Annotated in this window: 27 protein-coding genes; 4 read left to right on the top strand and 23 right to left on the bottom strand. The window is 41.4% G+C overall.

Annotated features, from left to right (window positions below; genetic code table 11):
- Nucleotides 1-33 precede the first annotated feature (33 nt).
- Genes ACIZ62_RS11360 through ACIZ62_RS11375 form a run of 4 tightly spaced genes read left to right on the top strand, consistent with a single transcriptional unit; the run spans nt 34 to nt 3,548 of the window.
- Nucleotides 34-927, top strand: coding sequence for a branched-chain amino acid ABC transporter permease (locus ACIZ62_RS11360; RefSeq protein ID WP_111889645.1), 894 nt, complete (start codon nt 34-36; stop codon nt 925-927).
- A gap of 14 nt (nt 928-941) precedes the next feature.
- Complete coding sequence (locus ACIZ62_RS11365) at nt 942-2,045, top strand: branched-chain amino acid ABC transporter permease (protein ID WP_111886541.1); 1,104 nt, start codon at nt 942-944, stop codon at nt 2,043-2,045.
- Nucleotides 2,045-2,848: an ABC transporter ATP-binding protein gene (locus ACIZ62_RS11370; protein ID WP_111886540.1), complete on the top strand. Its 804-nt coding sequence runs from the start codon at nt 2,045-2,047 to the stop codon at nt 2,846-2,848. The genes ACIZ62_RS11365 and ACIZ62_RS11370 overlap by 1 nt, the downstream gene beginning before the upstream one ends.
- Nucleotides 2,835-3,548: an ABC transporter ATP-binding protein gene (locus ACIZ62_RS11375; RefSeq protein ID WP_111886539.1), complete on the top strand. Its 714-nt coding sequence runs from the start codon at nt 2,835-2,837 to the stop codon at nt 3,546-3,548. The genes ACIZ62_RS11370 and ACIZ62_RS11375 overlap by 14 nt, the downstream gene beginning before the upstream one ends.
- A gap of 53 nt (nt 3,549-3,601) precedes the next feature.
- Here ACIZ62_RS11375 and ACIZ62_RS11380 read toward each other — a convergent pair whose 3' ends face one another.
- The 23 genes from ACIZ62_RS11380 to ACIZ62_RS11490 form a co-directional block, all read right to left on the bottom strand.
- Nucleotides 3,602-5,137 (bottom strand): exopolyphosphatase, encoded by a 1,536-nt coding sequence (locus ACIZ62_RS11380; protein WP_414150179.1) that lies wholly within the window; start codon nt 5,135-5,137, stop codon nt 3,602-3,604.
- A 2-nt stretch (nt 5,138-5,139) separates the two neighbouring features.
- Complete coding sequence (locus ACIZ62_RS11385) at nt 5,140-7,248, bottom strand: RNA degradosome polyphosphate kinase (protein WP_111886537.1); 2,109 nt, start codon at nt 7,246-7,248, stop codon at nt 5,140-5,142.
- Nucleotides 7,245-8,795 (bottom strand): exopolyphosphatase, encoded by a 1,551-nt coding sequence (locus ACIZ62_RS11390; protein WP_111886536.1) that lies wholly within the window; start codon nt 8,793-8,795, stop codon nt 7,245-7,247. Before ACIZ62_RS11390 ends, ACIZ62_RS11385 begins: the two co-directional genes overlap by 4 nt.
- Before the next feature lie 210 nt (nt 8,796-9,005).
- Nucleotides 9,006-9,803, bottom strand: coding sequence for a methyltetrahydrofolate cobalamin methyltransferase (locus ACIZ62_RS11395; protein ID WP_111889644.1), 798 nt, complete (start codon nt 9,801-9,803; stop codon nt 9,006-9,008).
- 35 nt (nt 9,804-9,838) lie between these two features.
- Nucleotides 9,839-10,492, bottom strand: coding sequence for a B12-binding domain-containing protein (locus ACIZ62_RS11400; RefSeq protein ID WP_111886535.1), 654 nt, complete (start codon nt 10,490-10,492; stop codon nt 9,839-9,841).
- 75 nt (nt 10,493-10,567) lie between these two features.
- Nucleotides 10,568-11,944: a methyltransferase MtaB domain-containing protein gene (locus ACIZ62_RS11405; RefSeq protein ID WP_414150180.1), complete on the bottom strand. Its 1,377-nt coding sequence runs from the start codon at nt 11,942-11,944 to the stop codon at nt 10,568-10,570.
- A gap of 33 nt (nt 11,945-11,977) precedes the next feature.
- Nucleotides 11,978-12,373 carry a B12-binding domain-containing protein gene (locus tag ACIZ62_RS11410; RefSeq protein ID WP_111886533.1) on the bottom strand — a complete coding sequence of 132 codons (396 nt, stop codon included), beginning with the start codon at nt 12,371-12,373 and terminating at the stop codon, nt 11,978-11,980.
- Nucleotides 12,374-12,615: 242 nt separating this feature from the next.
- A complete protein-coding gene (locus ACIZ62_RS11415; protein ID WP_111886532.1) occupies nt 12,616-13,089 on the bottom strand; it encodes a hypothetical protein in 474 nt (157 codons plus the stop codon).
- Nucleotides 13,090-13,105: 16 nt separating this feature from the next.
- Complete coding sequence (locus tag ACIZ62_RS11420) at nt 13,106-13,726, bottom strand: GTP-binding protein (protein WP_414150181.1); 621 nt, start codon at nt 13,724-13,726, stop codon at nt 13,106-13,108.
- On the bottom strand, nt 13,719-14,381 hold the full coding sequence (locus ACIZ62_RS11425; protein ID WP_111886530.1) for a B12-binding domain-containing protein: 663 nt from the start codon (nt 14,379-14,381) through the stop codon (nt 13,719-13,721). Before ACIZ62_RS11425 ends, ACIZ62_RS11420 begins: the two co-directional genes overlap by 8 nt.
- A gap of 13 nt (nt 14,382-14,394) precedes the next feature.
- Nucleotides 14,395-15,711 carry a PocR ligand-binding domain-containing protein gene (locus tag ACIZ62_RS11430; RefSeq protein WP_242988656.1) on the bottom strand — a complete coding sequence of 439 codons (1,317 nt, stop codon included), beginning with the start codon at nt 15,709-15,711 and terminating at the stop codon, nt 14,395-14,397.
- A 264-nt stretch (nt 15,712-15,975) separates the two neighbouring features.
- Nucleotides 15,976-16,134, bottom strand: coding sequence for a rubredoxin (gene rd / locus ACIZ62_RS11435; protein WP_111886528.1), 159 nt, complete (start codon nt 16,132-16,134; stop codon nt 15,976-15,978).
- A 123-nt stretch (nt 16,135-16,257) separates the two neighbouring features.
- Complete coding sequence (locus ACIZ62_RS11440) at nt 16,258-17,178, bottom strand: ROK family protein (protein WP_414150182.1); 921 nt, start codon at nt 17,176-17,178, stop codon at nt 16,258-16,260.
- 18 nt (nt 17,179-17,196) lie between these two features.
- Nucleotides 17,197-17,820 carry a Yip1 family protein gene (locus tag ACIZ62_RS11445; protein WP_111886526.1) on the bottom strand — a complete coding sequence of 208 codons (624 nt, stop codon included), beginning with the start codon at nt 17,818-17,820 and terminating at the stop codon, nt 17,197-17,199.
- 124 nt (nt 17,821-17,944) lie between these two features.
- On the bottom strand, nt 17,945-19,240 hold the full coding sequence (locus tag ACIZ62_RS11450) for an ABC transporter permease (protein WP_414150183.1): 1,296 nt from the start codon (nt 19,238-19,240) through the stop codon (nt 17,945-17,947).
- Between the two features lie 12 nt (nt 19,241-19,252).
- The gene (locus ACIZ62_RS11455; RefSeq protein ID WP_162624367.1) at nt 19,253-20,092 is read right to left on the bottom strand and encodes a COG1361 S-layer family protein; all 840 of its coding nucleotides are present in this window, start codon (nt 20,090-20,092) and stop codon (nt 19,253-19,255) included.
- 68 nt (nt 20,093-20,160) lie between these two features.
- A complete protein-coding gene (locus ACIZ62_RS11460; protein ID WP_111886523.1) occupies nt 20,161-20,841 on the bottom strand; it encodes an ABC transporter ATP-binding protein in 681 nt (226 codons plus the stop codon).
- 78 nt (nt 20,842-20,919) lie between these two features.
- On the bottom strand, nt 20,920-21,744 hold the full coding sequence (locus ACIZ62_RS11465; protein ID WP_111886522.1) for an ABC transporter permease: 825 nt from the start codon (nt 21,742-21,744) through the stop codon (nt 20,920-20,922).
- Nucleotides 21,738-22,433: an ABC transporter ATP-binding protein gene (locus tag ACIZ62_RS11470; RefSeq protein WP_111886521.1), complete on the bottom strand. Its 696-nt coding sequence runs from the start codon at nt 22,431-22,433 to the stop codon at nt 21,738-21,740. The genes ACIZ62_RS11465 and ACIZ62_RS11470 overlap by 7 nt, the downstream gene beginning before the upstream one ends.
- Entirely contained in the window at nt 22,414-22,803 is a 390-nt protein-coding gene (locus ACIZ62_RS11475) for a GntR family transcriptional regulator (protein WP_111886520.1), read from the bottom strand. Before ACIZ62_RS11475 ends, ACIZ62_RS11470 begins: the two co-directional genes overlap by 20 nt.
- Nucleotides 22,804-22,930: 127 nt before the next feature.
- Nucleotides 22,931-23,836: a UbiA family prenyltransferase gene (locus ACIZ62_RS11480; protein ID WP_414150184.1), complete on the bottom strand. Its 906-nt coding sequence runs from the start codon at nt 23,834-23,836 to the stop codon at nt 22,931-22,933.
- A 3-nt stretch (nt 23,837-23,839) separates the two neighbouring features.
- A complete protein-coding gene (locus ACIZ62_RS11485; RefSeq protein ID WP_414150185.1) occupies nt 23,840-24,751 on the bottom strand; it encodes a polyprenyl synthetase family protein in 912 nt (303 codons plus the stop codon).
- A gap of 55 nt (nt 24,752-24,806) precedes the next feature.
- A complete protein-coding gene (locus ACIZ62_RS11490) occupies nt 24,807-26,729 on the bottom strand; it encodes an NAD(P)/FAD-dependent oxidoreductase (protein ID WP_414150186.1) in 1,923 nt (640 codons plus the stop codon).
- Between the last annotated feature and the right edge of the window lie 14 nt (nt 26,730-26,743).

Below are 26,743 nucleotides of genomic sequence, written 5' to 3' on the forward strand. Positions count from 1 at the left end.
TGATATAACGAGGTTTTAATTATGGTCGTTGGAATGACAATGGAAACATTCTTACAGCAACTTATCAATGGTTTATCAGTGGGAAGTTTGTATGCCTTAATTGCCATAGGCTATACCATGGTTTATGGCATCCTGAGACTGATCAACTTTGCCCATGGCGATATCTTTATGATGGCTGCCTATTTCACATATTTTGGGATTGCAGTTTTTGTTCTTCCCTGGTATGTCACGTTTATTATCACGATTGGTTTAACCATGTTACTGGGAGTCACCATCGAGCGGGTCGCCTATCGCCCTCTGCGGGAAGCACCCAAAACATCACTTTTGATTTCAGCAATCGGGGTTTCATTTTTACTTGAAAATGTTGCCACCTACCTGTTTTCAGGAAAACCACAGGCTTTTCCTGAATTCCCATTAATGACAACACCTTTTTTTATCGGTGGTTTGTCCTTTCAGCCGGTTTCTATCGTTATTCCAATTGTCGCGTTTGTCCTGATGTCTGCACTACTTTTTATCATTAATAAAACGAAAGTTGGCATGGCCATGCGGGCTGTGGCTGTTGATTATGACACCGCCAAACTCATGGGAATTAAGATCAATGGGGTTATTTCTTCAACCTTTGCAATCGGCTCTGCCCTTGCTGCGGTCGGCGCTATTCTATGGTGTATGAAATACCCATCGGTGTTACCCCTCATGGGTGTTGTCCCTGGACTTAAATGCTTTATTGCTGCCGTCATTGGTGGCATCGGCAACGTCAAGGGGGCCGTGCTTGGCGGTCTGATCCTGGGCTTTTCCGAGGTTCTGATGGTCGCCTTTTTTCCAGCGCTTACTGGTTACCGGGACGCCATCGCATTTGTCATCTTGATAATTATTCTACTGTTTCTTCCCAATGGTCTTCTTGGTAAGAAACATGTGGAAAAGGTTTAGGGGAGGTACCAGAAATGAAAGAAACTCAAAACAACATCGGTGCCTACTTAAAACTTCACTGGAAAACAGCCGTATTTTTGGTGGTGCTGCTAATTGGGATCGGTTTAGCCGACAATTTTGTTGATTCCTATGTGCGGCGGTTACTTAATTTATGCGCGATTTATGTCATCGTCAGTTTAGCGATGAATCTGGTCAACGGTTTTACCGGACAATTTTCATTGGGACAGGCCGGTTTTATGGCCATTGGCGCCTATACTGTAGCGGTCTTTACCGTTCCCATCGAGTCGCGAGCAGCAATTTTCTATCTTGAGCCGATGGTACCATTTCTAGCCAATATTGAATTACCCTTTATTGTCGCTTTGATTCTGGGTGGTCTGGCTTCGGCTGTAGCGGCCTTTTTCATTGGCTCACCTTGCTTGCGACTCCGAGGTGATTACCTGGCCATTGCTACCCTTGGTTTTTCTGAAATTATCCGAATCATATTCACCAATACTCAGTCTATTACCAATGGTGCACTGGGCATTAAGAGCATTCCGACCATCAGTAGTCTCTGGTGGACTTATGGGATTGCGATCATTATCATCATTGCAACGATCCTGCTGATTAACTCAACCTACGGGCGGGCATTTAAATCCATCCGTGAAGACGAAATAGCTGCCGAAGCGATGGGCGTAGCACTCTTTAAAACAAAGATGACCTCATTTCTGATTGGTGCGTTTTTCACCGGCATCGGCGGCGGATTATTTGCTGCCCTACTGGGAACGGTTGACCCCAAACAATTTTATTTTATCCTGACATACAACTTTTTGCTAATCATTGTTCTTGGTGGCATGGGTAGTATCTCTGGAACCATCATTGCCAGCTTTGTCGTCACCTTGGGTCAGGAAGCCCTGCGTTTTCTGGATGAACCGATGGCCTTCGGCCTGGATCTGCCCATCTTCAGACCGGGACTAAGAATGGTTGTTTTCTCATTCCTACTGATGGTCATCGTCCTCTTCTACCGAAAGGGCTTAATGGGTACCAATGAGCTCACCTGGGATTTCATTGCAGAAAAATACCGGGTAATCAAGAAAAAACTAAGCAAAAAAAAGACCTCAACTGAAGGAGGTGGCAATTAATGAGTCTTCTAAGAACAGAAAATGTCATCATGCAATTTGGCGGTGTAGTCGCCGTCAATGACTTAAACATTGATATCAAAAAAGGCGAATTGGCCGCTTTGATCGGACCCAATGGCGCCGGTAAAACTACCGCCTTTAATGTCATCACCGGTGTTTATACCCCCACCAATGGGAAGGTTTTTTTTACCCCAACAGATAAAACGGACAACGCCGCCGAGATTGATATTACCGGAAAAAAACCCGATAAAATAGCTGGCCTGGGCATTGCCCGAACCTTTCAGAATATCCGGCTGTTTAAAGAACTCACCGTTCTTGAAAACGTCCTAGTGGCTACCCATGTCAATGCGAATTATAGCTTTCTTTCCGCGATACTCAGAGCACCGAAAGCAAAAAAGGGCGAACGTCAGGCTAAGGCCGATTGTGAATTCTTACTGGAGCGACTGGGACTCATCGATCTGAAAAACGAAAAAGCCTCTTCCCTGCCCTATGGACAACAACGGCATCTGGAAATCGCCCGAGCCTTGGCAACCAAACCGCAACTGCTTCTTTTGGATGAACCAGCTGCGGGGATGAACCCCCAGGAAACAGACGAATTGACGGCCCTGATTTTTAAATTGAAAACTGATTTTGATCTGACCATTTTTATGATTGAGCATCATATGGATCTGGTTATGGAAATTTCTGATCATATCTATGTCTTGGATTTTGGCTGTACCATCGCTAAAGGAACGCCTGACGAGGTTCAAAATGATCCAAAGGTTATTGAAGCATACTTGGGGGTAGACGCCGATGTTGAAGATTAGTAATTTGCAAGTCGCTTATGGCGGAATTGAAGCGGTAAAAGGCATTGATCTGGAAGTGCCGGAAGGTAAAATTGTAACACTGATTGGAGCGAACGGTGCTGGAAAAAGTACCACTCTCCGTGCCATCGTCAATCTGGTTAAATCAAAGGCTGGGAGTATTACCTATCACGGTGACGAACTTCTGGGTCTGGACACTACAAAAGTTGTCGATAAAGGCATCACCCTGGTACCGGAAGGCCGACATGTATTCCCCGATCTGACAGTTCTGGAAAATTTAAAAATTGGTGCTTATATGCGCAAAGACAATTTGGATGAGGATATCCAGAGAATCTACGGTTTGTTTCCCCGGTTGGAAGAACGTTCCTGGCAACACGCCGGAACCTTATCTGGTGGCGAGCAGCAAATGCTGGCAGTTGGGCGGGCGATGATGAGTCGGCCAAAACTACTAATGATGGATGAACCTTCGCTGGGACTTGCTCCGCTGATTGTTCAAGGTATTTTTGATATCATCGAAACCTTGAATAAAGAAGGAATGACGATTCTCTTAATCGAACAAAATGCCAATATGGCGCTGCGAGTAGCCGATTATGCCTATGTACTGGAAACTGGAAAAATCACGAAAGAAGGTTCCGGTAAAGAACTTTTGGCTGACGAAAGCATTAAAGAAGCTTATCTTGGCAAGAGCCATCGTAATAAATAGCAATCTGATAAAAAAAGCCACCAATTCTTCACTCGGAATAATTGGTGGCTTTTTTATCGTTTTGAAATAATGACCTTATTATTAATCGTCAACGTTTTGTTAAACACCCGCTTAAATTTTTTACCACATTCATTGACAATCATGTTATCAAATACCGAATGACCCGTTGTCAGTACATTAAGCTGGACTTCTTTTTCCATAATAACACAATTCACGTCTTTTACTACCCCATCCATGCTGCGGTCCAGATACTCCGATATCTGCAGAAATAGACTCAGCTGATCAATGAGATGCCGCTCATTATCTTGAAGCAATCCGAAGTATTCTTCCGAAATCTGAATCTTTTTATTGGTGCGATGATTGAGGGCAATAAACGCACTCATCAGTAATTCTTTTTGCTCAATCCCCAAAAGACCTGAGTTTAAGATAATATAAAAACTATGTTCATGATGGTTTCCAAATTGTAGCTTAATCCCCACATCATGGAGCATCGCACTGGCGCGAATCATTTTACGCACATCCCCTTTAATGTTATGTAGCGGTTTTAGCTGTTCAAACAGATTTTCTGCGAGTTTAAGAACATGATACGCATGGGGAATGTTTACATTAAAGTTAAGCATAATATTAACCAGCGACAGTTCAAAAATATCATAAACCAGATTGTCTTCGTTATAACCAAAATAATCATAGATAATACCGTCCCGCAAACCGGCATTACTGATAATCAATTCGGGTGAATCGATGTGTTTCATAACCCGTTCCAGGGTATGGCTGGAACCCACAAAAATATCGATCCGGCCTTTTGACAAACCTTTAAGATTCGACCGCTCCGCTAAATTCATGCCGGCGGCCATTTCACAGATCCGTTTCACGTCATTTGATTTCATCCGATAGTTATGGGCGATTTCTAGTGGATAATCAACAAAGCTACGATGAATCCGACCAACATTGCGAATGGTTCCGCCCACGCCGATGACTGGCAAACCAGCGGCTTTTTTCAGTATTGGCATCTCGTTGAAAGCTTCTTTTAAAAATTCATCCAAAGCCTTAAGTTTTTTATCTGTAACCTCATCTGTCAAATCAAATTTTTCAGCCAAATCAATGGACCCGAAGGGCAGACTGACGGTGTCCACTTTTTTTCGACCTTTAATGAGAACAAACTCGGTGCTGCCACCGCCGATGTCCATGAGCAGAGCATCCTTAATGTCCAACGTATTGATCGCCCCCAGATAATCCATGGAGGCCTCAACCTCACCGGGGATGATGGTTACTTCCAGTCCCACTTCGGCCTTGATTCGTGCCACATATTCGGCTCCGTTCGTTGCTTTTCGAACCGCTGCCGTTGCCACTGCAATGACCTTTTTAATATGATAAGCCTTACACATGCTAACAAACATACTGAGGGTTTCAATGCCAAAGTCCATTCGATCCTGTTGGAGCTCTCCCGTTTCTTCCAGTCCGTCGTTTAAGCGAACGTTCACCTTTACATCATCTATAATTTGAAAATATTCATTATTATAGTATTCGCCAATCACCAGATGGACACTATTTGAGCCAATGTCAATAACACCAATATTTCGTCTTTCCACGTCTATTCTCCCTCAATATTCTGTAATAAAACTGCTTGATTCCTGGCCTGTTCAAATTCTTGCTCTGCTTCATTGCAGAAGTAGTCCTGGCAGGAGATCAGCTCTTTTCCACGTTTGTCAATGCGTATGTACGATCCGGTTTCGGTCATTAACCGAGTTTTAACGGTATCTTTTAAGGTAATATCCAATATATGTTTGATTTCCTTCTTGAGGCTCTCTTCCTCGACTGGAAAGAGTGTTTCGATTCGCCGATTCAAGTTTCGTTCCATCCAGTCCGCACTCGAAAGAAAAATATCTTCCTTGCCCTGATTGTAAAAATAATAAATTCGGCTATGTTCCAGAAAGGTTCCCACAATACTATGAACAGTAATCTGTTCGCTGATCCCCGGCAAGCCCGGCTTAAGCGAACACATCCCGCGAACAATCAGTTTAATTTCAACCCCAGCCTGAGATGCTTCATACAACTTATTGATAATGCCTTCGTCCACTAGTGAGTTCATTTTTGCAATAATCTTTCCTTTTTCACCCATTTTAATGTTCTCAATTTCCCGGTCAATGGCAATATAAAAAGCATTTCGCAGGGTTTTAGGCGCCACTTCAATTTTTTTCCAAAGCGCATAGTGACTATATCCGGAGAGCAGATTAAAAAGCGTCGAAACATCGGATCCATAGCTTTCCTTGGCTGTAAACATCCCCATATCAGTATAAAGACCTGCAGTCACATCATTGTAGTTTCCCGTACCCAGATGCACATAGCGTCTGATCCCATCAGATTCTTTTCTCACCACCAAGATCATTTTACAGTGAATTTTTAGTCCTACCAAACCATAAATCACGTGGCACCCGGCCTGTTCTAATTTTTTTGCCCAAACAATATTATTGGCTTCATCAAAACGAGCTTTAAGTTCTACCAGGACGGTTACCTGTTTGCCATACTGAGCCGCCTGGATCAAGGCTTCAATAATAGGAGAATCGCCGCTGACGCGATAAAGTGTTTGTTTAATGGCCAGCACATCCGGATCGATCGATGCTGCTTTAACAAAATCCACCACTGTTTGAAAAGATTGGTAAGGATGGTGGAGCAAGCGGTCTTTTTTTCGGATCACCTCAAAAATATCAGTCGCTCCATAAAATTCATTGGAAATCATCGGAGTATAACGTGGTTCCCTCAGTTCACTAAATTCACTACGGCTCTGAAATTTCATAAAACAGCTCAGATCTAAATTCCCCTTAAGCTCATACAACTCACTTTCAGCAATCTCCAACTCATTCATGAGCCATTTTTTCATTTTTTTGCTCATGTCTTTCGTAACTTCGAGTTTGATACTGGCCCCCCATTTACGCTGCTGAATGGATTTCTCAATTTCGATCAGTAGATCTTCGGCTTCATCCTCATCGATGGCCAAGTCACCATTTCTCGTAATTCGAAATTCGCTGACCTGTTTGACATCATAGCCAGTAAACAACTCATTAACAAAGGGACTGATCAGATCTTCAACAAAAATATAATTAAGAATCTTGGAATCTTCAGCTCTGGGCAACGCAATAATCCGATCCAAAACCTTGGGAATCTCGAGGATGGCCAAAAAATCCTTTTCATCCTTTACCTTTGCTTCTGTATCATGGAGCATAATACAAAGATAAACCTGGTTGTTTTTCACCAAAGGAAAGGGACGGCTGTTATCAATCGCCTGAGGGGTCAAAACCGGGTAACATTCGTGCCTGAAATAATGAAGGGCAAAATCCTTACCCTCTTCATCCAGCTCATTATAACTCAAAAAAAAGATATTATTCTGATTCAGTTCCGGTATGATCGATTTTGATAAACAGGTATATTGTTTGGCCATCATTTCCTGAGTGATGCCATTGAGAATTGTTAATTGCTCAGTGGGGGTTAAGCCATCCACCGTTTTTTTGTTATAGCCTACATTAATCTGATCCATGATGCCGGCCACCCGAACCATAAAAAACTCATCCAAATTGGATGCTGTAATGGCTAAAAATTTAAGCCGGTCCATAACCAAATTACCTTTATCATACGCTTCTTCCAGGACCCGATAATTAAAATCCAACCAACTGATCTCTCTATTTATCAATAAACTACTCTTCATGATTCAACCCTCTTAATCTTTAATATCGGTTTAATGCCATAGACATTTTCCATGGTCATTCGGCTTGCCTTAAAAAAATACTCTTCCAATTGAAAATTTTTCCCGGTCGTCAAGCTGATCACTAATTTTTCATCTCTGACGAGACAGGAAATATTCTGAATTTTCTGCTGATAACTTTTATCAAGGGCAATGGCCAGTTTGAGAATTGCCGCCAGTTTAGCAACCAGCAACTGCTCTTTTTCATCATTTGAATGCATTTTTTCTTCTTCTTTGATGAAATTTGTCTTAACCGCCTCTGCCACCATTCCCATTACGGCTTTCTCTTCCTCAGTAACCCCGATGATATCAGTCGTTTCAATAATATACCGGCTCTGAACCCAAAAATTCTTATGATCAATGAAACTCCCCACTTCCATGAGATAACAAAGCATCGATAAAAGCTGGCGCTCCCTTTTTCCAAGTTGATGGTATTTCTTTAAGGAGTCAAAAATCTTTAAGCTGATTTTTTCGACAAACTCCGAATGCTTGTGACTGGTGTGATATTTTTTACCGATGGTTTTTGCCGATAGATAACTGCCCGCTTCAATCCATTCAATAAGTTGCTGTCTTTTAGTAATTTGAAATTGAAAGTCTAAATAGGCATCCCCAATGACCATCGGAATCAGTATAAACGTATCCACCCCCGTTTCTGCCAACAGTTTTAGATAAAGCATCAGCGTATGATTCAGGGTTTCAGCCTCATTTTGATCCAAGAGCGGATACTTCTTCAATAATTGATTAACGGTCAGATCGCCAGCTGTTTGGCATAACTCGCCAAATTCTTTGGCATTTACACGGTAGTAGTCCTGACGCTCGGTGTAACCACAAAGTTGTGCAATTACATCGACTTCATGGGAGGATACGAAGAGCCTTTTAATCTGACGCTTTCTGATATTTTCAACAAAATCCTGGGTATTGATGGAGATAAACTCCATGAGCAGGGTTTCGAACCGCTCCGAATTTTCTTCAATGGACTTAAGGATTTCCTTCATTTTGAGATAACCCAACTGGGCGGTCTGATGATAATCAATAATACCATTTTTTAACAGCGCCACCGACACATTCCCACTAGAAATTGATGCCAGCATCTGGTCCGCTTTGGTCTCATTGATAATGTCAAATTCCGGATCACACTTTAACACCATGTGACGATAAATAAGATGCGTTTCTTCTTCCTTATCGAGAATTTCAACCTCATAGCCGCCGGTATTAATTTTAATCTGCTCAAGGATATAAAGCCGATTCCTTGCTTCACGAAGCGCTGTTGTACCAAATATTTTTATCGATTCAACGCCATAAGTTTTAGACATTTCGATATAGGCATTAATCGTTTGACATAATGCATAAACAGATTTAAATGAAATCTCGCCCTTTGTAAAACTCTGACTACCGAAATTAATGGGAAACATGGCTCGATCTAATATTTTAATGCACCCTTTTCCCCGCTGTCCCACGATTAGTTCACACCGGATAGAGCCAATATAAATTACTGAAAATCGCTTGATCATAAACGTCACCTCACATACTTTTTTCTATTTTATCACAATTTTGAAAAATTTAATGTTAAAACTCATCGAAATTTTGATTTTTTAGGTAAGTCATTTCTTTAAATCCGCTTATTGATCGAATTACCATCTTTTATCCCATTAAAAAAAGCCGGCAATTAGGCCGACTTTTTTTGATAGGATTCGATTGGAGTAAATCTCAGATATTAAATTCTAGCCAAGTAGACCTTTTCGATGGGCTTTAATGTAGCCGCCGCAGTAATTATCCATACCCAGCAACGCTTTAGCGGTGATAATATCGGCCATGGTTTTGTCGTTCGTTGGATCCAGAACATAGCCATCCATCCCCAGTGTCATGGTCTGAACAACGAAGAGCCGATTAAGAATCGCTCGATTCGGGAGACCATACGAAATATTACTGAGTCCACACATGAAATGTACGTTCGGATATTCCATTTTCGTTTTTTTGATGGTTTCTAATACTTCGACCCCAGCGGTCGTCACACTGCTAATCGGTTTTACCAGGGGATCAAAATACATATCATCTTCCTTAACCCCTTCCTGAGTCAATTTCTCATGGAGTTTATGAACAACCTTCATGCGATCATCTGATGTTACAGGCATCCCTGTACTGTCCATGCAGAGCACCACAATTTTCGCATCGTATTTACCAATCAGCGGTGCTACAGCATCATATCGTTCCTCTTCATCCGATATGGAATTGATCATGGGTCGACCATACTTACAGAGACTTAAGCCGATGTCCAGTGCCGAAGCGCTTGGACTGTCGATACATAGGGGTATTTCAACAGCACTTTGGACCGTTTTTACTAGCCATTCCATGATTTCATCTTCATTATTGATCATATTCCCACAGTTTACATCAATATATGTAGCTCCGGCCTTGGCCTGACGGACGGCAAGATCAATGATCAGATCTTTATCCCGATTATTAGCGGCTTCTTTTACAGCGGGTCGACTCGTATTGATTAATTCACCTACAATTGTCAGCATGATTGTTGTCTCCTCCTATTATTATGTATTTATTATGCGCTTAATTCTTCCGGACTGCTCATCATCCGGTCACACAGTTCAACTGCTGTGGATGCATCCATTGAATAACCATCAGCGCCTATATCATTTGCAAATTCCTGGGTTACCGGAGCGCCACCAATGATAATTTTAATTTTATCCCGGAGTCCATCTTTTTTAATTTGCGCAATGGTTGATTCCATCTTCATCATTGTCGTTGTTAACATTGATGACATCCCAACGATATCAGGATTGTGTTTTTTAATGGCGGCCGAGAAATCTTCTTCCTTCACATCAACACCAAGATCAATTACAGTATAGCCGCGACTTTCGACCATCATGATTAACAGATTCTTGCCAATATCATGTAAATCACCATTAACGGTTCCAATAATCATCTTTCCTTTACTGGGAATGTCACCGTCCATAATCAAGGGTTTTACCAATTTCATGCCTTCGTTCATGGTATCGGCTGATTCCATAACTTCGGGAACAAACATTTCACCACTTTTAAATAATGGTGCGACAATGTTCATGCCGGCAATCAGGCCCTCATTAATTATCACGATTGGTTCTGTGCCTTCATCAATAAGTGCTTGAACCAGTACTTTTACGTTATCTAAATCACCTTCCAAAACACATTGGGATACTTCTTGTAAAGTTGCCATATTAATCCTCCTTGTTCACATTTCGATTTTTTTATCATTTTCACACGATTAGAATTATTTGTTTTAGCTAAAGAATTATAAACCATATTCACTCGGGATGAATTTATCCATGTTAAGCACCGATTTCATTTGACTGTAAAATTCATCAGGATCATCGGGAATACTGTCGATTTGTTTTTCCATTTTATCAAGCCACTTCATATCGCGCTTATCACTTTTTACTTTTCCTTCTACAATCGCCTTTTTAAGCTCGGCAACCGTTAATTTGGCCGCTAATCGCGTTTTTAAGAAATGATTCTGTTCCTTAACTAACTCGGCACTGATTCGTAATACCACATCTGGTCGTAACACATAGGCTTGAACATCGAGCGCTGAATCCGATTGAACCAATAAATCCCGGAACATCAATTGTTGTCCATTTTTTGTGGCCGCATTCATCAGACGGACATCATAACTAAGCTGTTCAATCGCAACAATTGGGGCCATGTCTGACAACAATCTAACTTGCTGAATCGATTCGTTACTCCAGGTATCTGCTAGTGCTGCTGAGATATTGCCAACAGGACTTAAATGGGCACCGGCTGCACTTTTACCTTCCATAGAAATGGGACAACCGGTAATTGCTTTGATGTAAGGTCCTTCATAAGCACAATCTTTGCTTGGACCAACAGCACCCTGTTCAAAGGCAACCAAAGCTCGTGGAACCGCAGTTACACGAATCACGGCCGCAAACACATGGGGGATAAAACCTTTTTCTGCAAGGACCATGGCGGTATTAGCATAACCACAAGCCGAATCCCCGGCTGCAAAGCAGTTATTTGCTTCTGCCAGCTCGACAAGATGCTTCCATAAAAATTCCATATCGTTACAGCCCAATATCCCAAGGGCAAAAATAGCTAATCGAATGTCAGCTTTTACCAGGGCATCATCATGAACTTCTTTACCGCCGGTTGATTCAATCGAAAAGAAGTCGGAACCATCTTTAGCACATTGTTCGTACAATTCCAGCATGGTTTCCCAGTATTGCCCACTACGCATAATGGGCGGACGATCAAACTCTCTTAAATCATTCGGTGTGGTTCGAAGAGCAGATTTTAAGCCGTATTTTTCGGCTGCTTCTTTCATTCCATTTAATAGAACACGGTTAACTTCAATACCATATTTAGGGAAATGGGTAAATTCCGGTAATAATTCAAACTCTACTAAAACGCCGGGAGAATACAATTCTGCTGCCCGTTTTAATACCCCGTCGATGATATCGGTATAAATACCCACAGCTTTGGGCAAGGTTTCATCGTCGACATCCATACCTGGTAAGGTGAAGTTAATTTCGGGATAAACAATACCACCTCCAATAACCATGCCACTTTTAGTCGTGACCGGATTGGGACAGGTCCCGTATACAAAATCGTCCAAATTTTTAATTGCTAATTGATCAAACTTCTTTACCATTTTTTCCTCCTAATTTTAAATTCAATTCCCCTTTTATGAGACTTTTGCTCTGGATTTAATGACTGTGAAGCCAGCCAGCTGTACAATTTTAGCTAAAACAATCTCTCCTGGTTCAGGTACATCTCCAAATACCGATCCAAGGGTAATTCGGCCAGACTTAAAACTCCTGATGTCCTCACCAATAATCGGTTGCAGTTTTTCTTTTATTTCTTCTAAAAGTGCCCCTGCAACTAATAAATCACTGACGAAATATTCTCCTCTTTCATACAAAACGCCAACTTTTTCAGTACCCATCTGACAAACTTTCATCACGTCGATCCCTTCATCCCTTGTTGGATTAGAAGCGACGAAATCATCTATTATTTCTACGATCTTATCACCATCAAGATTTTCTATGCAACAGATTAACGCTTTATAATCGATCATCATTTTTTATAGTCTCGAAAGAACTAATTTACCCCTCCTTGAGTTCGATTTAAATTTTAGTACCTGCAGGATTTCTAAAATTCATTTTATACTCTTATCATACGCTTGTTTTTACTCTTCGTCATTAGACGTTTTTTGTAAAATTTGGTACTATATTGCTTTTTAGTTTTATTATCAGCATAAAATAAGCACAATTGATGTTATTTATTGTAAATAACATCAATTGTGCAAATCATACAAATTTATTAGTTATGGTGGTGACTATTACAGATTGGGCAATCGTCACCATCGCCATGATCATGGTGATGATGACTTACTGGTCGCTCTTGCGTGTTCTCAATTGCGATACTGATAATCGAATCTCGCTTTTCTAAGGATCTACATGACCGCTCAAGAAAAACACGGCTTTCATTTTCGCTGATATTCGATACCAGCGAGTTCACAATCATATTTATATTAAAGACTTCTTTATGCTCTCCATGTAACTTACTATTAATCACATTGTTACTACTGACACAGCTATACTTAATAAAATCATGCTCATCAATCTGCGCCAGTGCCTTAATATGTCCGATCATGTGCTCTTCATTTTTACAAATCTGGTCAACATATACATGTAGTACATCATAAATCCGTGACCGCCATTTTTCGACTGGCAAAGCCTGATTCGATGAAAGCCGGACGTTAAAAACCACCGGCAAAAATTCATCCTGATACATATCTCTTCCCTGCTTTCTAAAAAAATTGTTTAAATTCCCGGCTCAACTCATTGTTGATGTTCATTTTAAATGTTCTAATCCCGGGCTTAATCGCCATTATCATCTCTACCACTGCACCTATCTCCTCCTCATTCACCTGATCGATCTTGTTAATCACCACACATTTCGCCAGACTGATCGAATCGTTCAACAGCTGGTTCAGACGTTTTTGATATAAAACAATCCGGGTTGGATCAAAAATAAAGATATTTTGTATCTCATCCTCATGATAGCCGCAATTAGTAATCACCGGATACATCGAAGATGGGTTGGCCATACCTGAGGGTTCAAATAGGATATAGTCCAGATCCTCGTACTTCTCCAGCAAGTGATTAATGGTCACTTCCAGGGTCACCTTCATGGTGCAACAAACACAACCACCAAATAAATCCAGCACGTCATAGCCAAGCATTCGCATCTGCCGATTATCAATTCCCACATCACCAATTTCGTTAATAATGATGGCACATTTTTTATCTGCCGCAGCCAGCATTTCAATGGTCTTTAGCAGCATCGTCGTTTTACCCGAACCGAGAAAGCCAGTGAATAGAATAATCGGCGGTCTACCATTTAATAACTCACTCTTTTTATCACACATTGAAATACCCTACTTTATTTCCCAATAATTTATTGACAATATCGATTGCTCCGAAAACATCTTTTCCATAGCCATTTGCCCCAATCTCTTCCACATAATCCTGAGTAACCGGTCCGCCACCGACCACTATTTTAATCCGATCTCTGATACCTTCGTTAACAATCGATTGCGTCACATACCTCATCTCACCAATTGTCGTCGTTAAAAGTGCCGACATCGCAAGAACATCCGGCTTATACCTCAGAATCGCCGATACAAATGATGAGGCTGGCACGTCAATTCCCAGGTCAATAACCTCATAACCATCGCCCTGAAGCGTCATTGACACCATATTCTTGCCAATATCATGAAGATCTCCGGCAACAGTTCCAATGATAACCAACCCTTTTTTTCGTTTGATTTTGGATTCAACAATCAGTGGCTTTAAAACATATAAACTTGCGTGCATCGCCCGGGAAGACATCAGTACCTCCGGAATAAATATATTCCCATTTCTAAACTCATTGCCAATTTCTTCCATCATCGGAATAAGGGCATTCGCCATGATCACGTCTGCCGAAATTCCCATATTCAGGGCCTGCTCCGTTAAGTTTTTGACCACTTCTGCATCCCCTTCAATTAAACCTTCTTGAATTTCTTTTATATAACCATCCACTGTGATTCTCCTTTTATAGATTTTGTCTGAATTGTGTTGGTGTCATTCCTTCATTACGACGAAAAACCTTGGAAAAATAAGAGCCATCGCTATAACCCAGAGACATCGCAATTTCTTCAATTTTATAACGGGGATTACTGAGCATTTTTTTTGCCTCATCCAGTTTTACCTTGGTAACATAGTCCATTACCGTCATATTTTGGCTTTCTTTAAAAATTCGACTGACATAAAAAGGACTGAGATAGACTGAATCTGCAATTTCTTCCAAGGAGTTATTTTTGGCATAGTTATTTCGAATAAATCCTTTGATCCCTTCAACAGCGGCCCGATTTTTTGATTTGCTGTGATGATGAATTTCATCCAAATACCGTTCCAGCAGAGAATTGGCAACAATATTAATTTCCCGGATACTATAGCAATTATTCAGTTCTTGTAATAAATTGGCATTAAATCCCATTGATTTTTCAATATCAACCCCAGCTTCTACACAGGCCCGGGACATGACCACCACTAATTCGTAAACGCGACCTTTCATGGTCAAAAGCTTTTCCTCTTCGCTGGAGAAAATATCAGCTAACATGACCTTAAAGAGCTTCCGACACTCCTCCAGGTCGCTAAGCTTAATTTTTCCGATTAATGCTTTTTCTTTTTCCAGAAAAAAACTAAGGCTCTGACTATTGAGCTTTTCTTCCAAATTCTTGCGGGTTTGAATTTCCTCATTTAATAACAGTTGTTGCAATTCAATTTCTTTTTTATGGTGCAAACTTTCTCCACCTGTTTTAATAATGTAGTTGGCAATGACATGGAGCAGCGATGCTGCCCCCTGAACCTTTTCTCCTGATACGACCTGGAGCTTTTTCGCAGCCTCAAACAAGGCTGTAAAATCATCGGTTAAAAAACGATTCATTTCTTCTAACTCAATCCAAAAAAACTCTTCCGGTTCCCACATCAATACCTGTCCACAAATAATGGTACCCAGATGTTCTTCATCAAAAATAATTGGTGCTGCCCACTCGATCAATCCCGCCGGGCAACGAAAAATATAGGGTTCATCAAAAATAGCGGCCTGTTTTCCAGCCCGGGCATAGGCCCCAACACATCGCCTGATTCCCTTTTGCTTTTCCATTTTCCAAATCATATGGCAAAATTCGCAATTTTTCTGGGCATCTTTTTTAGAAAAGATGGAGTGCCCTTCAATATCAACGATGTTAGCAGTTAATCCTGTAACATTGGTAAACGCATCTAATATTTTGATAATGATTTCTTTATCCACCAGCTGGATTAAATGCGCCCGGCTGGATGCGCTTCCGCACCTGACGCTACTAAACACTTCTTTCAACGTTCTCCCCCCTTTGTATAACAAATGTAATCGTATAAACACCTTCTATAATTAAGAGTATAACATATCGGCATCAAATAATAGGTACTATATTGCTATTTTAGGTATTTTTCTGTATGGAATGTCCGATCTTTAAGAGAATACCGTGCAATAAAAAAAAGTGTAAAATTTAAACCAGATTTGGTTTAAATTTTACACTTATGAAGCTACTTTTGAACGTGTCGCTTCGCTTACTTTTAATTTACTTAACTTTGATTAAACTTCCGAAAAAGCACTTTTATCAACGCCACATTCTGGACAGACCCAATCTTCTGGAATATCAGAAAAAGCAGTTCCTGCTGCTACCCCGTTGTCTGGATCACCTACTTCCGGGTCATATACATAACCACAGATATCACATTCAAATTTTTGCATTGCATTTCTCCTTTATCATAATATGACTTAATTCTATTATAATCATTCTTACTTTTATTTCAATGATTTTTTTAAAAAATTCAATTATTTCATACTTTTTTATTCACCGAAAAACAAATTGCCTTAAATGAAACGACTAAGATGAGCGGCCCCAATCATACCCGCCTCATTTCTAAATCTGGCTAACACAATTTCTGGTATAGCATATGCAGGGTAGGTTAAACGACTTTTTGTCTCAGCGATTATTTTACCCAGTAAAAAGTCTCCGGCACCCGATAAACCGCCGCCGATGGTAAATACTTCCGGATCGATAAGATCATTAATATTCGCAATGGCCCAGCCCAGATATCGGGCCAGACGATTAACCGCCGCCAACGCCAAGGCATCGCCAGCTTTGGCCGCCCCGAAAATTTCTCTACCGTCAAAGCTATTCATACTTCTTAAGGTTGAATCCATGCCATCATCCAATTGTTTCTGACAATACCGGATCAGTGCTGTTGCCGAAGCAAAGGTCTCCAGGCAACCATTTTTCCCACAATTGCAGTTATAAAAATTTTCTTCCATAATCATATGACCCACTTCCGATGCCACGCCATGAGCACCAAATATGACCCGATCATTGATAATCATCCCACCGCCAACACCGGTACCAAGGGTCAGCATCACCGAATTTTTTTTCCCCCGGGTGCTGCCAAAAGCCGCTTCGGCAATACAGGCGGCGGTTGCGTCATTAACCAGCCGTACTTCAAGCCCAAGCCTGGTTTCGAGGTCTTTTTTTAACGGTTGGTTTTTCCAGTTAAGGTTGGGACAGGAAACAATGGTTCCGCCATCCGGTGACAGGATTCCCGGAATACCGATTCCCACCACCGTTTCTTCTGGCGAGAGCTGATGCAGTTCTTTAATTAATAACCCCAGGTCGTCTAGTACCTGATCATACCCCATATGCGTTCGGGTTTTTTTATTTCGTTCTTCCTGAATCACTCCCCAATTGTCTACGATCCCGCCTTTAATGGCCGAGCCGCCTAGATCAATACCGATTCCCATCCTTTTCCCCCTGTTTTTCTAGCTGATTGCCGTGGGTTGTAATCCAGCTACAGAATTAAGGCTGATCAGTGATAACCCCAGGCTCAGTCCTGCTGCGACGACTTCTAGTCCGATCACTGGAATGGCCGTTTTTTTGTAGCTTACACCATAAAAAATAGCCAGACCAATAATCGTCAACACAATCTGCCAGATATTAAAGACATTGATGATTCCGCCCAAAAAAGCGATCCAGTCCATTTCATAAACCTTGGTTATGTCAACCGGTTTTTGAAAGAAAATGTTGAGAACACTCTGGAAAATCTTGGGGAAATAGTTAAGCCCCACCACATAAAAGGCGGTTTTAAAAGAACCTTCCCCACCCATTTTTTTTAACACCAGGTTAAAAATGGCAGCCTTGACCACCATGCCAACCGACACGCCGATTATTGTGAAAATAACCGCTGTGACAATACTGATCATCTTTATCATTCCCATTTGATCAGCGGGAAGCTCCATGCTGATCGCCGTGTTTGCGGCAATCACGCCGGTTAACCCCCCGATGATAGCAATAATCAAAATCGGGATTAACAGTGACTGTTTTTCTTTTTCAGCAGCTTGTTTAAAAAATTTCACAGGATTAATTAGTAAGTTTAAATAATTCATGGTTACTCCTTCTCTTTTTCAGTTTTATATTGTTTTAGTTGATAAATCCTTCACACACTTAAGCACTTCAGCTACAGTCAATGATACTTTTTATTTCATTATTATAATCTGACTTTATCCGCCACTATTCACTGCGAATTGCATCCAGAGAGCTAAGGTTCGCCGCTTTGATCGCAGGTCTTACCCCCGATAGAAGCCCCACCAGGGCCGAAAACACCAACGCAAAGAGCACCAATCCCGGTGTAATGTAGGAGATCGTTACCCCACCACCGCCACCAATAAAAAGACCGGCAATGAGATTAATCAACACCGAAAGAAGCAGGCTGATCACAATTCCCACCATACCGCCAATTAGTCCAATCATGGTGGATTCAGCAATAAACATATTGCGGATATCCGTAATGGATGCCCCGATGACCTTCATAATTCCGATTTCCTTGGTGCGCTCATAGATGGACATGGTCATGGTATTGACGATCCCAATGCAGGCAACTAAAAGTGCCACTCCCCCGATACCGCCCAGAAGAATCTGTAGCATCTGGAAAACTGAGCCCATGGAATCAAGAATTTGTTGCATTGAAAAGACCGTAAACGACATTGTCTCAATTTCACTCGTAACCTCATTAACAACCGACGAATCTTCCACTGTCACCAGTACCTGGGTGTAACCTTGTTTCTTGACATTGGCTTTCTTCCCTGTCTGCCACTCATTTAAATCGGTCACCAGTTGATAATCAGCAATGATCGCATAGTCCTCGTTGCCACCAGTGGATTCTAGTACCCCGGTAACCCTCAGTTTCTGGTTTTTTATCTCCTCTTCACCATTTTCATTGGTGCGCCGGATGATGAGATTAACATTCTGACCAATCAGATCTTCCGGTTTTATCTCGCTTTTTTCCGCTTGAGCCGATGCCCCGGTATAGGTAAAGCTAGTTAGCACATCTTTCCCCAAAATAACACTGTTTTTATCATTCGAACCGGGTTTTCTGCCACTGGTAGTTTCGTAGCGCATATCTTTTAAAACACCGTAATCCACCCCCATCAGCGACACCCCATACTGTTCACGCTTGACCTCAATGTTTGCACCACTGAGATTCACGACTGGCGTCACCGTCACGACGCCATCAATTTTTTTCAGATCTTTGATGGCATCATCGTTGAGAATCAGCTTATCGTCTGTTTTCCCACCGCCCATCGAAGTCACTCCCATGGAGGAAAGATCCTGATAAACCTGTAGCGTCGTGATTGAACCAATACCAGAGAGTTCATCCGTAATGCTTTTCTGAGCGCCCGTACCGATGGATACCATTACGATGATCGATGAGGTGCCAATAACCACCCCAATAATGGTGAGAATGGTCCGAAATTTCATCCGCCAGAGATTCTCCCAGGATAAGCGCAGGAGTTCTTGTTTATTCACACCCTCACCTCTCTATGAACCAATGCCGAAAACTACCCTAAGGAATTTTTCAAAAAAGTTCTCTTCCTCGGTATTATCCCCTTTTGCTACTGCTTCTTCCGATACAATAGTGATCGCTTTTTCGACGGTGCGTTCATTATTGAAGCTGTCCATAAATTTCAAGGTAATAACGCCGGGAAACTCCCCGGTTTTATCTGTTGTCACTTCGGTTGAAAAATCGTCACTGTCTTCTTTTTCAAAGGTTCCGTAATACTGATAGGTGTTGCTAAAGTCTAGACCAGCGCCGGCCACACTCACCTGAACCCCCCGTACCGGATTAGAACCGAAATTGGCAATTTCAAAGCCAATTGTTGTCAGACCCTTGTCATCTTTAGTCAGCACATAGCGTTCCGGTGCGATAATTGACATCGATTCACTTTCGTTGATTACAATGCCAACCGTGGCTGTGAAATTATAGACATCGCCATCATAGTCTTCACAATTGAGCTGTAGATTGAGATTATAGTTTTTTGCTTCAGCACTGGGCGAAGATACCATCGGTATTTCAATAACCGCACTTTCCCCTGATTTAATTTTTTCGACATAAAAATGACCGCCGGTACCAACCATGGAAAAAACGCCCAGATCGTTAGCTCCTGCTTGTGATAACACATCCAGGGTCACATTGTAGGCGTGGTACTCACCGTGATTGGTCAGGGTGACCAGCATTTTAAAGTCCTTTCCCGGTGAAACGGTAGCCGGATCAAAGGTAACGGCACTAATTTGGAGCAATGGCTGCTCCGGGGCTGCCATCGCAGCCGGTACAAAACAAAATAATAGCAGCAAAGATAAGAACAGTGTTGAGCACGTCATCTTGACCCTCTTTTTTGATACCTCTTTCATGATTTCTCCATTTCCTTAATTTTTTTCCTGCTCAGCACTTATTGGCTGACTTCAGATTCAATCAGGCCATCCTGCATATGAATAACCTTGGTGCAGTATTTGGTTGTATCCGGATCATGGGTGACGATGACAAAGGTCTGATTCTCTTCACGATTCAGTCGATAAATCATCTCCATAATATCCGCACTGGTTTTCGAATCCAGATTCCCGGTCGGCTCGTCGGCGAGAATAATCTCCGGATGGTTCACCAGTGCCCGCGCAATACTCACCCGTTGCTGCTGACCCCCCGATAGTTCGCTGGGCTTATGCCCCATCCGATCTACCAATCCGACCACTTCCAGAGCTTCGATTGCCCGTTCTTTGCGGATTTCTTTTTTGACACCAGCAAAGGTCAGAGCCAGAGCCACATTTTCCATCGCAGTCATTGTTGAAATGAGATTGTAAGACTGGAAAATAAAACCCAGATGCTCCCGTCTAAAAAGACAAAGCTCATTCTCCGTCATTTCGCTGATCTGGTAATCCCGGATTAGAATCTCCCCTGAGGTTGGTGGAACCAATCCCCCCAGAACGTTCAAAAAGGTGGATTTACCCGATCCAGAAGGACCAAGCAGGGCCACCATTTCCCCTTGTTCAATATCCAGATTGATTCCCTTGAGGATATGAATATCTTCTTTCCCCAATTTGAAATCTTTGTATAGCTCTCTGACTTGAATAAAAATTTAGATCCACCCACTTTCTTTTTATTCTCTGGCTTAAACCATTCAATTGCTGATTATTATAACACAAATCAACGTAAATTATTCCAGATTTAAACGATTTTTCATAATATATTGAGTCACATAATAGAACGCCGCACCAAACACCACATTAAGAATCGTTGACCCATTAATCAGCCATTGGATGGTTGACATAGCCGAACGACCGTTTAATATCAGAATATCCAGATTTCCAATAGCAAAAACAGCCATGAAAATCGACCCAATGATCTGTAGTACAATGGTGATCACAATATAGGCTCCAAAAGCTGCGACGACCCGATGCTGACTGAATAATTGTCCAATGGCAATGGCAACATAAATCATCAGTATTGATGCAACCGTATTAACCGCTAAAAATAATGCCAGTTCAGCTGTAAAAAGATTGAGATTCATGCCAGTTTCAACGAAAAACGTCTGATAAGCTGCCTGGATAGCCTGGGTCAACTCCATCATCGAAAAAGTTCCCAGCGAAAAAATGACAAAGGTTAGGACAATCATGACGGTACAAACCGCTGACCAGAGAAGCCCCACCAGAAGCTTTGATAAAACCAGTTCCCAGGTTTTTACCGGCAGCGAAAACATCAAATAGCCCTCATCCGTAAACAGATTTTTATAGAACCGTTGAATAATCATTACCAGGGTCATCACACTAATACCAACGATTAAGATAAAATAAAGCGTAAAGCTGATCCCTAGAGTAATTTCCGCTATTGTGTTATTAGATGCTGCTTCGGAAAAGAAATCCGGAGCACCAATGGCCATTACCAGTTTGGTAAAAATTGTTAAAATCAGCAAGGCACCGTAAAGCGGTAAAAAAATCCGCCTGGTTGCCCTTGTTTCGTGTTTGATTAGTTTCCCTAACATTTAAAAACCTCCCTGAATAGTCCATCCACTGACTTATTATGAGTTTCTCGTATTTCATCAACGCTGGAACTAAGCACCAGTTCCCCCTGATTAATAAACATAATATCATCAAGAATCTGCTCAATGTCCGCAATGAGATGGGTTGAAATAATCACCGATGCCTCTTCTTTATAGTTGGTAATGATGGTATTTAGAATATAGTCCCGGGCTGCTGGATCGACTCCACCAATGGGCTCATCCAGTAAATAAAGTTCGGCTTGCCGACTCATCACCAAAATCAGCTGGACCTTTTCTTTTGTTCCCTTAGACATCGTTTTAAGTCGATCGTCAGGATTAATAGCCAAATCTTTAAGCATGTTTTCGGCCTTAATGCGATTGAAGTCCTCATAAAAATCTTCAAAGAAGACGAGAATTTCGCTAACCCGCATCCAATCACTGAGATAGGAGCGCTCAGACAGATAGGAAACCTTAGCTTTGGTCAAAGCCCCGGGTGCCTGTCCATCAATAAATATTTCACCGGATGAAGGCACCAGTAAACCGGCTGCCAGCTTGATAAAGGTACTTTTACCACTGCCGTTTGGTCCCAGTAACCCGATGATCCGCCCCCGGGGAACTTCCATATTAATTTGGGATAAGGCTGTTTTCTTCCCATAGGACTTGGTCAGATTGTTAGTGTTTAAGATGGTCATCTTCTTTGTCCCCTTCCTCTATCTTTTCCATCAATGCCAGTATTTCATTTCGGCTCATACCCAATTTCTTCATTTTTTCAAGAAATGCGCCAATCTCTTGAACTGCCAGTTTCTTTTTCGCTTCTTCTATCACTTTTAAATCCTCCGTAATAAATCTGCCGCTGGTTCTTTGTGCAAAAACGAGTTCCATTCTTTCCAGTTCTGCCAATGCTTTTTGCATGGTATTGGGGTTCACACCTGCATCCATTGCCATCTCTCGCACTGATTCAAGTTTGTCTCCTGGTGAATAAACACCGGAAATGATTCTGAGCTCTATCTGTTCCACCAACTGTTTATAGATGGGGCGATCTGAATCGATGATCCACTTCATGGCTGTTCTCCTTTGTATTATTGTATTATCTTATTAATACAATAATACATTCTCAGATTGATGTCAAGAAAAAAAACAGAATCCATGGATTCTGTTCCATGGATTCTGTTTTATTGTGAATGATCGTTTATTTAAAGATCACCCCTGCTATTAAACTAATAATCACCGGAATCACCATGATCCCGAGGTTTTGTACACTCAGCGGAAAAGTGCTTGATTTAGACTGTTGTTTTCGAAAGATTTGAATATTTTTCTGAACTGGGATTAAACCAAATACAATAATCAGTCCATAAGTTGGCACAATTCTAAATAAAACCATAACTATAATTGACGCATAGCCTAAATAATAAAGTGCTGCAAATAGATTTACCGCATTTTTTACGCCTAAATAGTAAGGTAAGGTAAAGCGGTTTACGGCAACATCCGCTTCAAGATCACAGGTATTATTGGATAGCATAATATTTGCAATACCGGTCATCGCCGGTATTGCAACAACGCCTAACTTTAGCATATTCAATGCATTAACAGAAACGATAAGAATCCAATTCGAAAAATCGTAGTCGATCAAGCTCTCTTTTGGCGCATTAATATAAACCACTAAAAAGGGGATCAATAAGCCCATGAATAAACCCGAAAAAATCTCGCCCAAGGGCAACCGCGAGATTGGAACCGGACCAAAGGTGTAGAATATCCCAACACCAAAACATAAGGCCCCAATAGCCAAAACAATGAGCCCGGTATAAAGTACCAGCGCCAAACCCAAACAACTTGCCAAAATCAAAAGAATCAGCACTATCTGCTTTGCTGTCTTTTGTGAGAATTCCAGTTTTTTACCATTTGTTTTTACATCAATATAGTTATTTAACGCGGTTGTTGCCATATCAAAGCTCAGCATTGAGGCGAAAAACAACAAGGTATTTAAACGATCAAACCGTCCATATGCATAGATAACATAAGACAAGCCGAGCAGAAAAGGAAGTACACTGGCCATTTTTGTCTGAATCTCAACATACTTTAGAAATCGTCCTGCCATCCCTTAATTCTCAACTTTCCAAATTCTTCCAAGGATTTCATTCATTAACAACTTTTTATTATCTTCCGTAAGAGTATTTATCATTTTTTTTGTCTTTAGATAGTATTTTTCTGCCACATCCCGGGCCATTGATACCCCGCCGACCTTAACAACCTCGGCAATAATTTCATTAATCTCACCCGGTGACAGCTGCTGACGGCGGATATGATGCTTAAGCTCCGGTTTTTTAAGAAAGGCATAAATAAGCGGCAAGGTTACCACTTCTTCGGCCAGGTCATGTTTAACCGTCTTTTTAGTTGCCGCAACATCCGATTCATAATCCGCACAATCATCCAATATCTGAAATGCCATACCCATATTGTATCCAATTCGTCCCATAAAGCGCGCTTCTTTATCACTACATTCATTGATAATCGCACCGGAATACATCGCCAGCGAAAAAAGTGCCGACGTTTTTCCTGCTATTATTTTTAAATAATTCATCACACTGAGCTCGGTATCGGAATTATGTTTAAATTGGCGAAGTTCTCCCAGGCAAATTTTTGTCATTGCCTGGGTATACACATTTAATTTCTGGGAATAATGATTTGAAATCTCAGCTACCATCGCAAGCGATATACAAAAAAGGTAATCACCACAAATCACGGCTTCTTTTTTTCCAAACTGTTTTTGCAAACTGGCATGTCCCCGCCTTATCTCGGCTTCATCGATGACATCATCATGCACCAATGTGGCAAGATGAAGGATTTCTACCGCTGCACCAGCAATCACTGCGTCACGCGGTACAAAGCCATCACGGTCCATTGCTGAAGCCAGCAATAACATCGCTCTTAAATTTTTTCCACTTCCGGACGTCAGGTGTTCCATCATCTCTAAAATTAACTCATCCGTATCCAGTAAAGTTTCTTTTATCAATTGTCTGACTGCTTCGAGGGATGCAAGGTATTCTATTCTTTCGGCTAATTCATTTTTAATCATGATAGATATATAGTTTCCGGACAATCTTAATATTCTTATAGTGCTCTTTTAACCAAGGCATTACATAATAGTCAAGGCCGAATACTCTCCCTCCACCAATAATAACAGCTACCGCCGCAAAAATCATCCACCATGTACTCAGGTAAAGCCCCGTCGTTGTGACAAACATGCCCTGCAGAACAATAGAATATAGTGCCGAAACGGTTGTTAATAGACCTAAAATCAGCAATATCCCGACAATTATTTCGGAATAAACAATTACAGACTGAAAAAACACCTCTGAACTCTCACTGCTTAAAATGATGGTACTGGTAAACCAATCCATGAGGCCAACTTGCAATTTGATAGCAATATCTGTTGTTTGAATCAGAATAATCTTAAAAAGACCTAAAATATTCCAATTAATAAGCAGGCTTCCAGCGGCTTCGGTTCCCTGGCCTACCGCTGTCGCCGTCGATATCACCTCACCACCACTAGCGTTAATCACAGCATTGAATAAATCACTCGCACCTTGAAAGAATGGCGTCAATTTAGGCATGTAAAGCCACCCTTCATCGACTTTTTTGACACCTTCATATACCCAAAATGCACCTAAGAAAACGCGGAGCGGAACCAGTAAAAAACTGGGGGTACGATTAGAAAAGTGACCACCGACAAAACTACGACAATTTCTAATGGTAAAGAATTCATGTCGGATATAACTAAAGACCTTATTCCATCCCAAAATTTGGATAAAATAAATAATATTAATAAAATGCTTCACAAATTGAGACAAGAAGGAGGGCAATGCAAACTTCTTTTTTTCTGTACCAACATAAGAAATGCCATAACGCCCGCCAATGCTCACCATTACTCCATGAAATTTAGGAGCATACTTCTCCATTTCGCCGCCCTCTGTGATTGCTCTGGTTAAATTATGGGCAACTGTATCTGCTGATTGTTCACAGTTTTCGACCATCTGGGGCACTGGCACTGTTTCACCATCCGGAATAAAGAAAATATTATCTCCCGCAATAAAAACGTCGTTTTTTCCTTCTGCCCGCAGAAATTCATCAGTTTTAATCCGCCCCCGCCCAATTTGATTAAGCGCAACTGCCTTATTAGCTATATCTGAGCTTTCGATGCCGGCTGCCCAAACAACGCTGTTTGTCGGGAATTCTTGATACTGATTCCCCTGTTTAAGCTCGATGAAATTTTCACCAACTTTATTAAACGACGTGTTTAGCATGACCGTGACGCCCATTTTTTCCAATCGCCTTTTTGCTTTTTCTGATAGCGTCTCTGATAGATTTGGTACCACTCTGTCCATCATATCAACTAGGGTAATCTTTACCAGTTCACGGTCAATTTCAAATTCTTTACAAAGTACCGGTACCCATTCAGCAAGTTCCCCAGCCATTTCGACACCCGTAAAGCCTGCTCCTAGCACATAGAAACTGAGCAACCGCTGTTTTTCCTGCTGATTCGTTTCTTGTAACGCCTTTGTGAACATATTAAGAATATGTCCCTTAAGCTTTACGGCATCTTCATAAGACCATAGTTTATAAGCAAATTCTTTGGCCCCTTCAACCCCAAAAAAAGTCGGTTGAGAACCGGAAGCTAAGACCAGATAATCGTAAGGATAGGTTTTTAATTTCCCGGTTAATTGTTTTTTTTCATAATCGATATCAGTGATCGTATCAACCTGTACAGCGACATTTCGTCCCTCAAAAATACGGTTTAAGCTGATTCGGATACTATCTTCCTCAACACGATTCGCAGCTACCTCATGAAGCTCAGTAAGCATGGTATGATAACTTTTTTTATCGATTACGGTGATTTTAATATCCTGGTGATCTTTTAAACGTTTGGCAAGCTTTTTTGCCGTTAGAATTCCCGCGTATCCGGCGCCTAATATAATAATATTTTTTTCCATAATGCACCTCCGAA

The organism is Acetobacterium carbinolicum (assembly GCF_047456275.1).
GTDB classification, from domain to species: domain Bacteria; phylum Bacillota; class Clostridia; order Eubacteriales; family Eubacteriaceae; genus Acetobacterium; species Acetobacterium carbinolicum.

Coding starts and splice junctions, on each gene's coding strand:
- ACIZ62_RS11360 (WP_111889645.1), top strand. CDS start 34: ATGACAATGGAAACATTCTTACAGCAACTTATCAATGGTTTATCAGTG.
- ACIZ62_RS11365 (WP_111886541.1), top strand. CDS start 942: ATGAAAGAAACTCAAAACAACATCGGTGCCTACTTAAAACTTCACTGG.
- ACIZ62_RS11370 (WP_111886540.1), top strand. CDS start 2,045: ATGAGTCTTCTAAGAACAGAAAATGTCATCATGCAATTTGGCGGTGTA.
- ACIZ62_RS11375 (WP_111886539.1), top strand. CDS start 2,835: ATGTTGAAGATTAGTAATTTGCAAGTCGCTTATGGCGGAATTGAAGCG.
- ACIZ62_RS11385 (WP_111886537.1), bottom strand. CDS start 7,248: ATGAAGAGTAGTTTATTGATAAATAGAGAGATCAGTTGGTTGGATTTT.
- ACIZ62_RS11390 (WP_111886536.1), bottom strand. CDS start 8,795: ATGATCAAGCGATTTTCAGTAATTTATATTGGCTCTATCCGGTGTGAA.
- ACIZ62_RS11400 (WP_111886535.1), bottom strand. CDS start 10,492: ATGGCAACTTTACAAGAAGTATCCCAATGTGTTTTGGAAGGTGATTTA.
- ACIZ62_RS11405 (WP_414150180.1), bottom strand. CDS start 11,944: ATGGTAAAGAAGTTTGATCAATTAGCAATTAAAAATTTGGACGATTTT.
- ACIZ62_RS11410 (WP_111886533.1), bottom strand. CDS start 12,373: ATGATGATCGATTATAAAGCGTTAATCTGTTGCATAGAAAATCTTGAT.
- ACIZ62_RS11415 (WP_111886532.1), bottom strand. CDS start 13,089: ATGTATCAGGATGAATTTTTGCCGGTGGTTTTTAACGTCCGGCTTTCA.
- ACIZ62_RS11420 (WP_414150181.1), bottom strand. CDS start 13,726: ATGTGTGATAAAAAGAGTGAGTTATTAAATGGTAGACCGCCGATTATT.
- rd (WP_111886528.1), bottom strand. CDS start 16,134: ATGCAAAAATTTGAATGTGATATCTGTGGTTATGTATATGACCCGGAA.
- ACIZ62_RS11440 (WP_414150182.1), bottom strand. CDS start 17,178: ATGGGAATCGGTATTGATCTAGGCGGCTCGGCCATTAAAGGCGGGATC.
- ACIZ62_RS11445 (WP_111886526.1), bottom strand. CDS start 17,820: ATGAATTATTTAAACTTACTAATTAATCCTGTGAAATTTTTTAAACAA.
- ACIZ62_RS11455 (WP_162624367.1), bottom strand. CDS start 20,092: ATGACGTGCTCAACACTGTTCTTATCTTTGCTGCTATTATTTTGTTTT.
- ACIZ62_RS11465 (WP_111886522.1), bottom strand. CDS start 21,744: ATGTTAGGGAAACTAATCAAACACGAAACAAGGGCAACCAGGCGGATT.
- ACIZ62_RS11470 (WP_111886521.1), bottom strand. CDS start 22,433: ATGACCATCTTAAACACTAACAATCTGACCAAGTCCTATGGGAAGAAA.
- ACIZ62_RS11475 (WP_111886520.1), bottom strand. CDS start 22,803: ATGAAGTGGATCATCGATTCAGATCGCCCCATCTATAAACAGTTGGTG.
- ACIZ62_RS11480 (WP_414150184.1), bottom strand. CDS start 23,836: ATGGCAGGACGATTTCTAAAGTATGTTGAGATTCAGACAAAAATGGCC.
- ACIZ62_RS11490 (WP_414150186.1), bottom strand. CDS start 26,729: ATGGAAAAAAATATTATTATATTAGGCGCCGGATACGCGGGAATTCTA.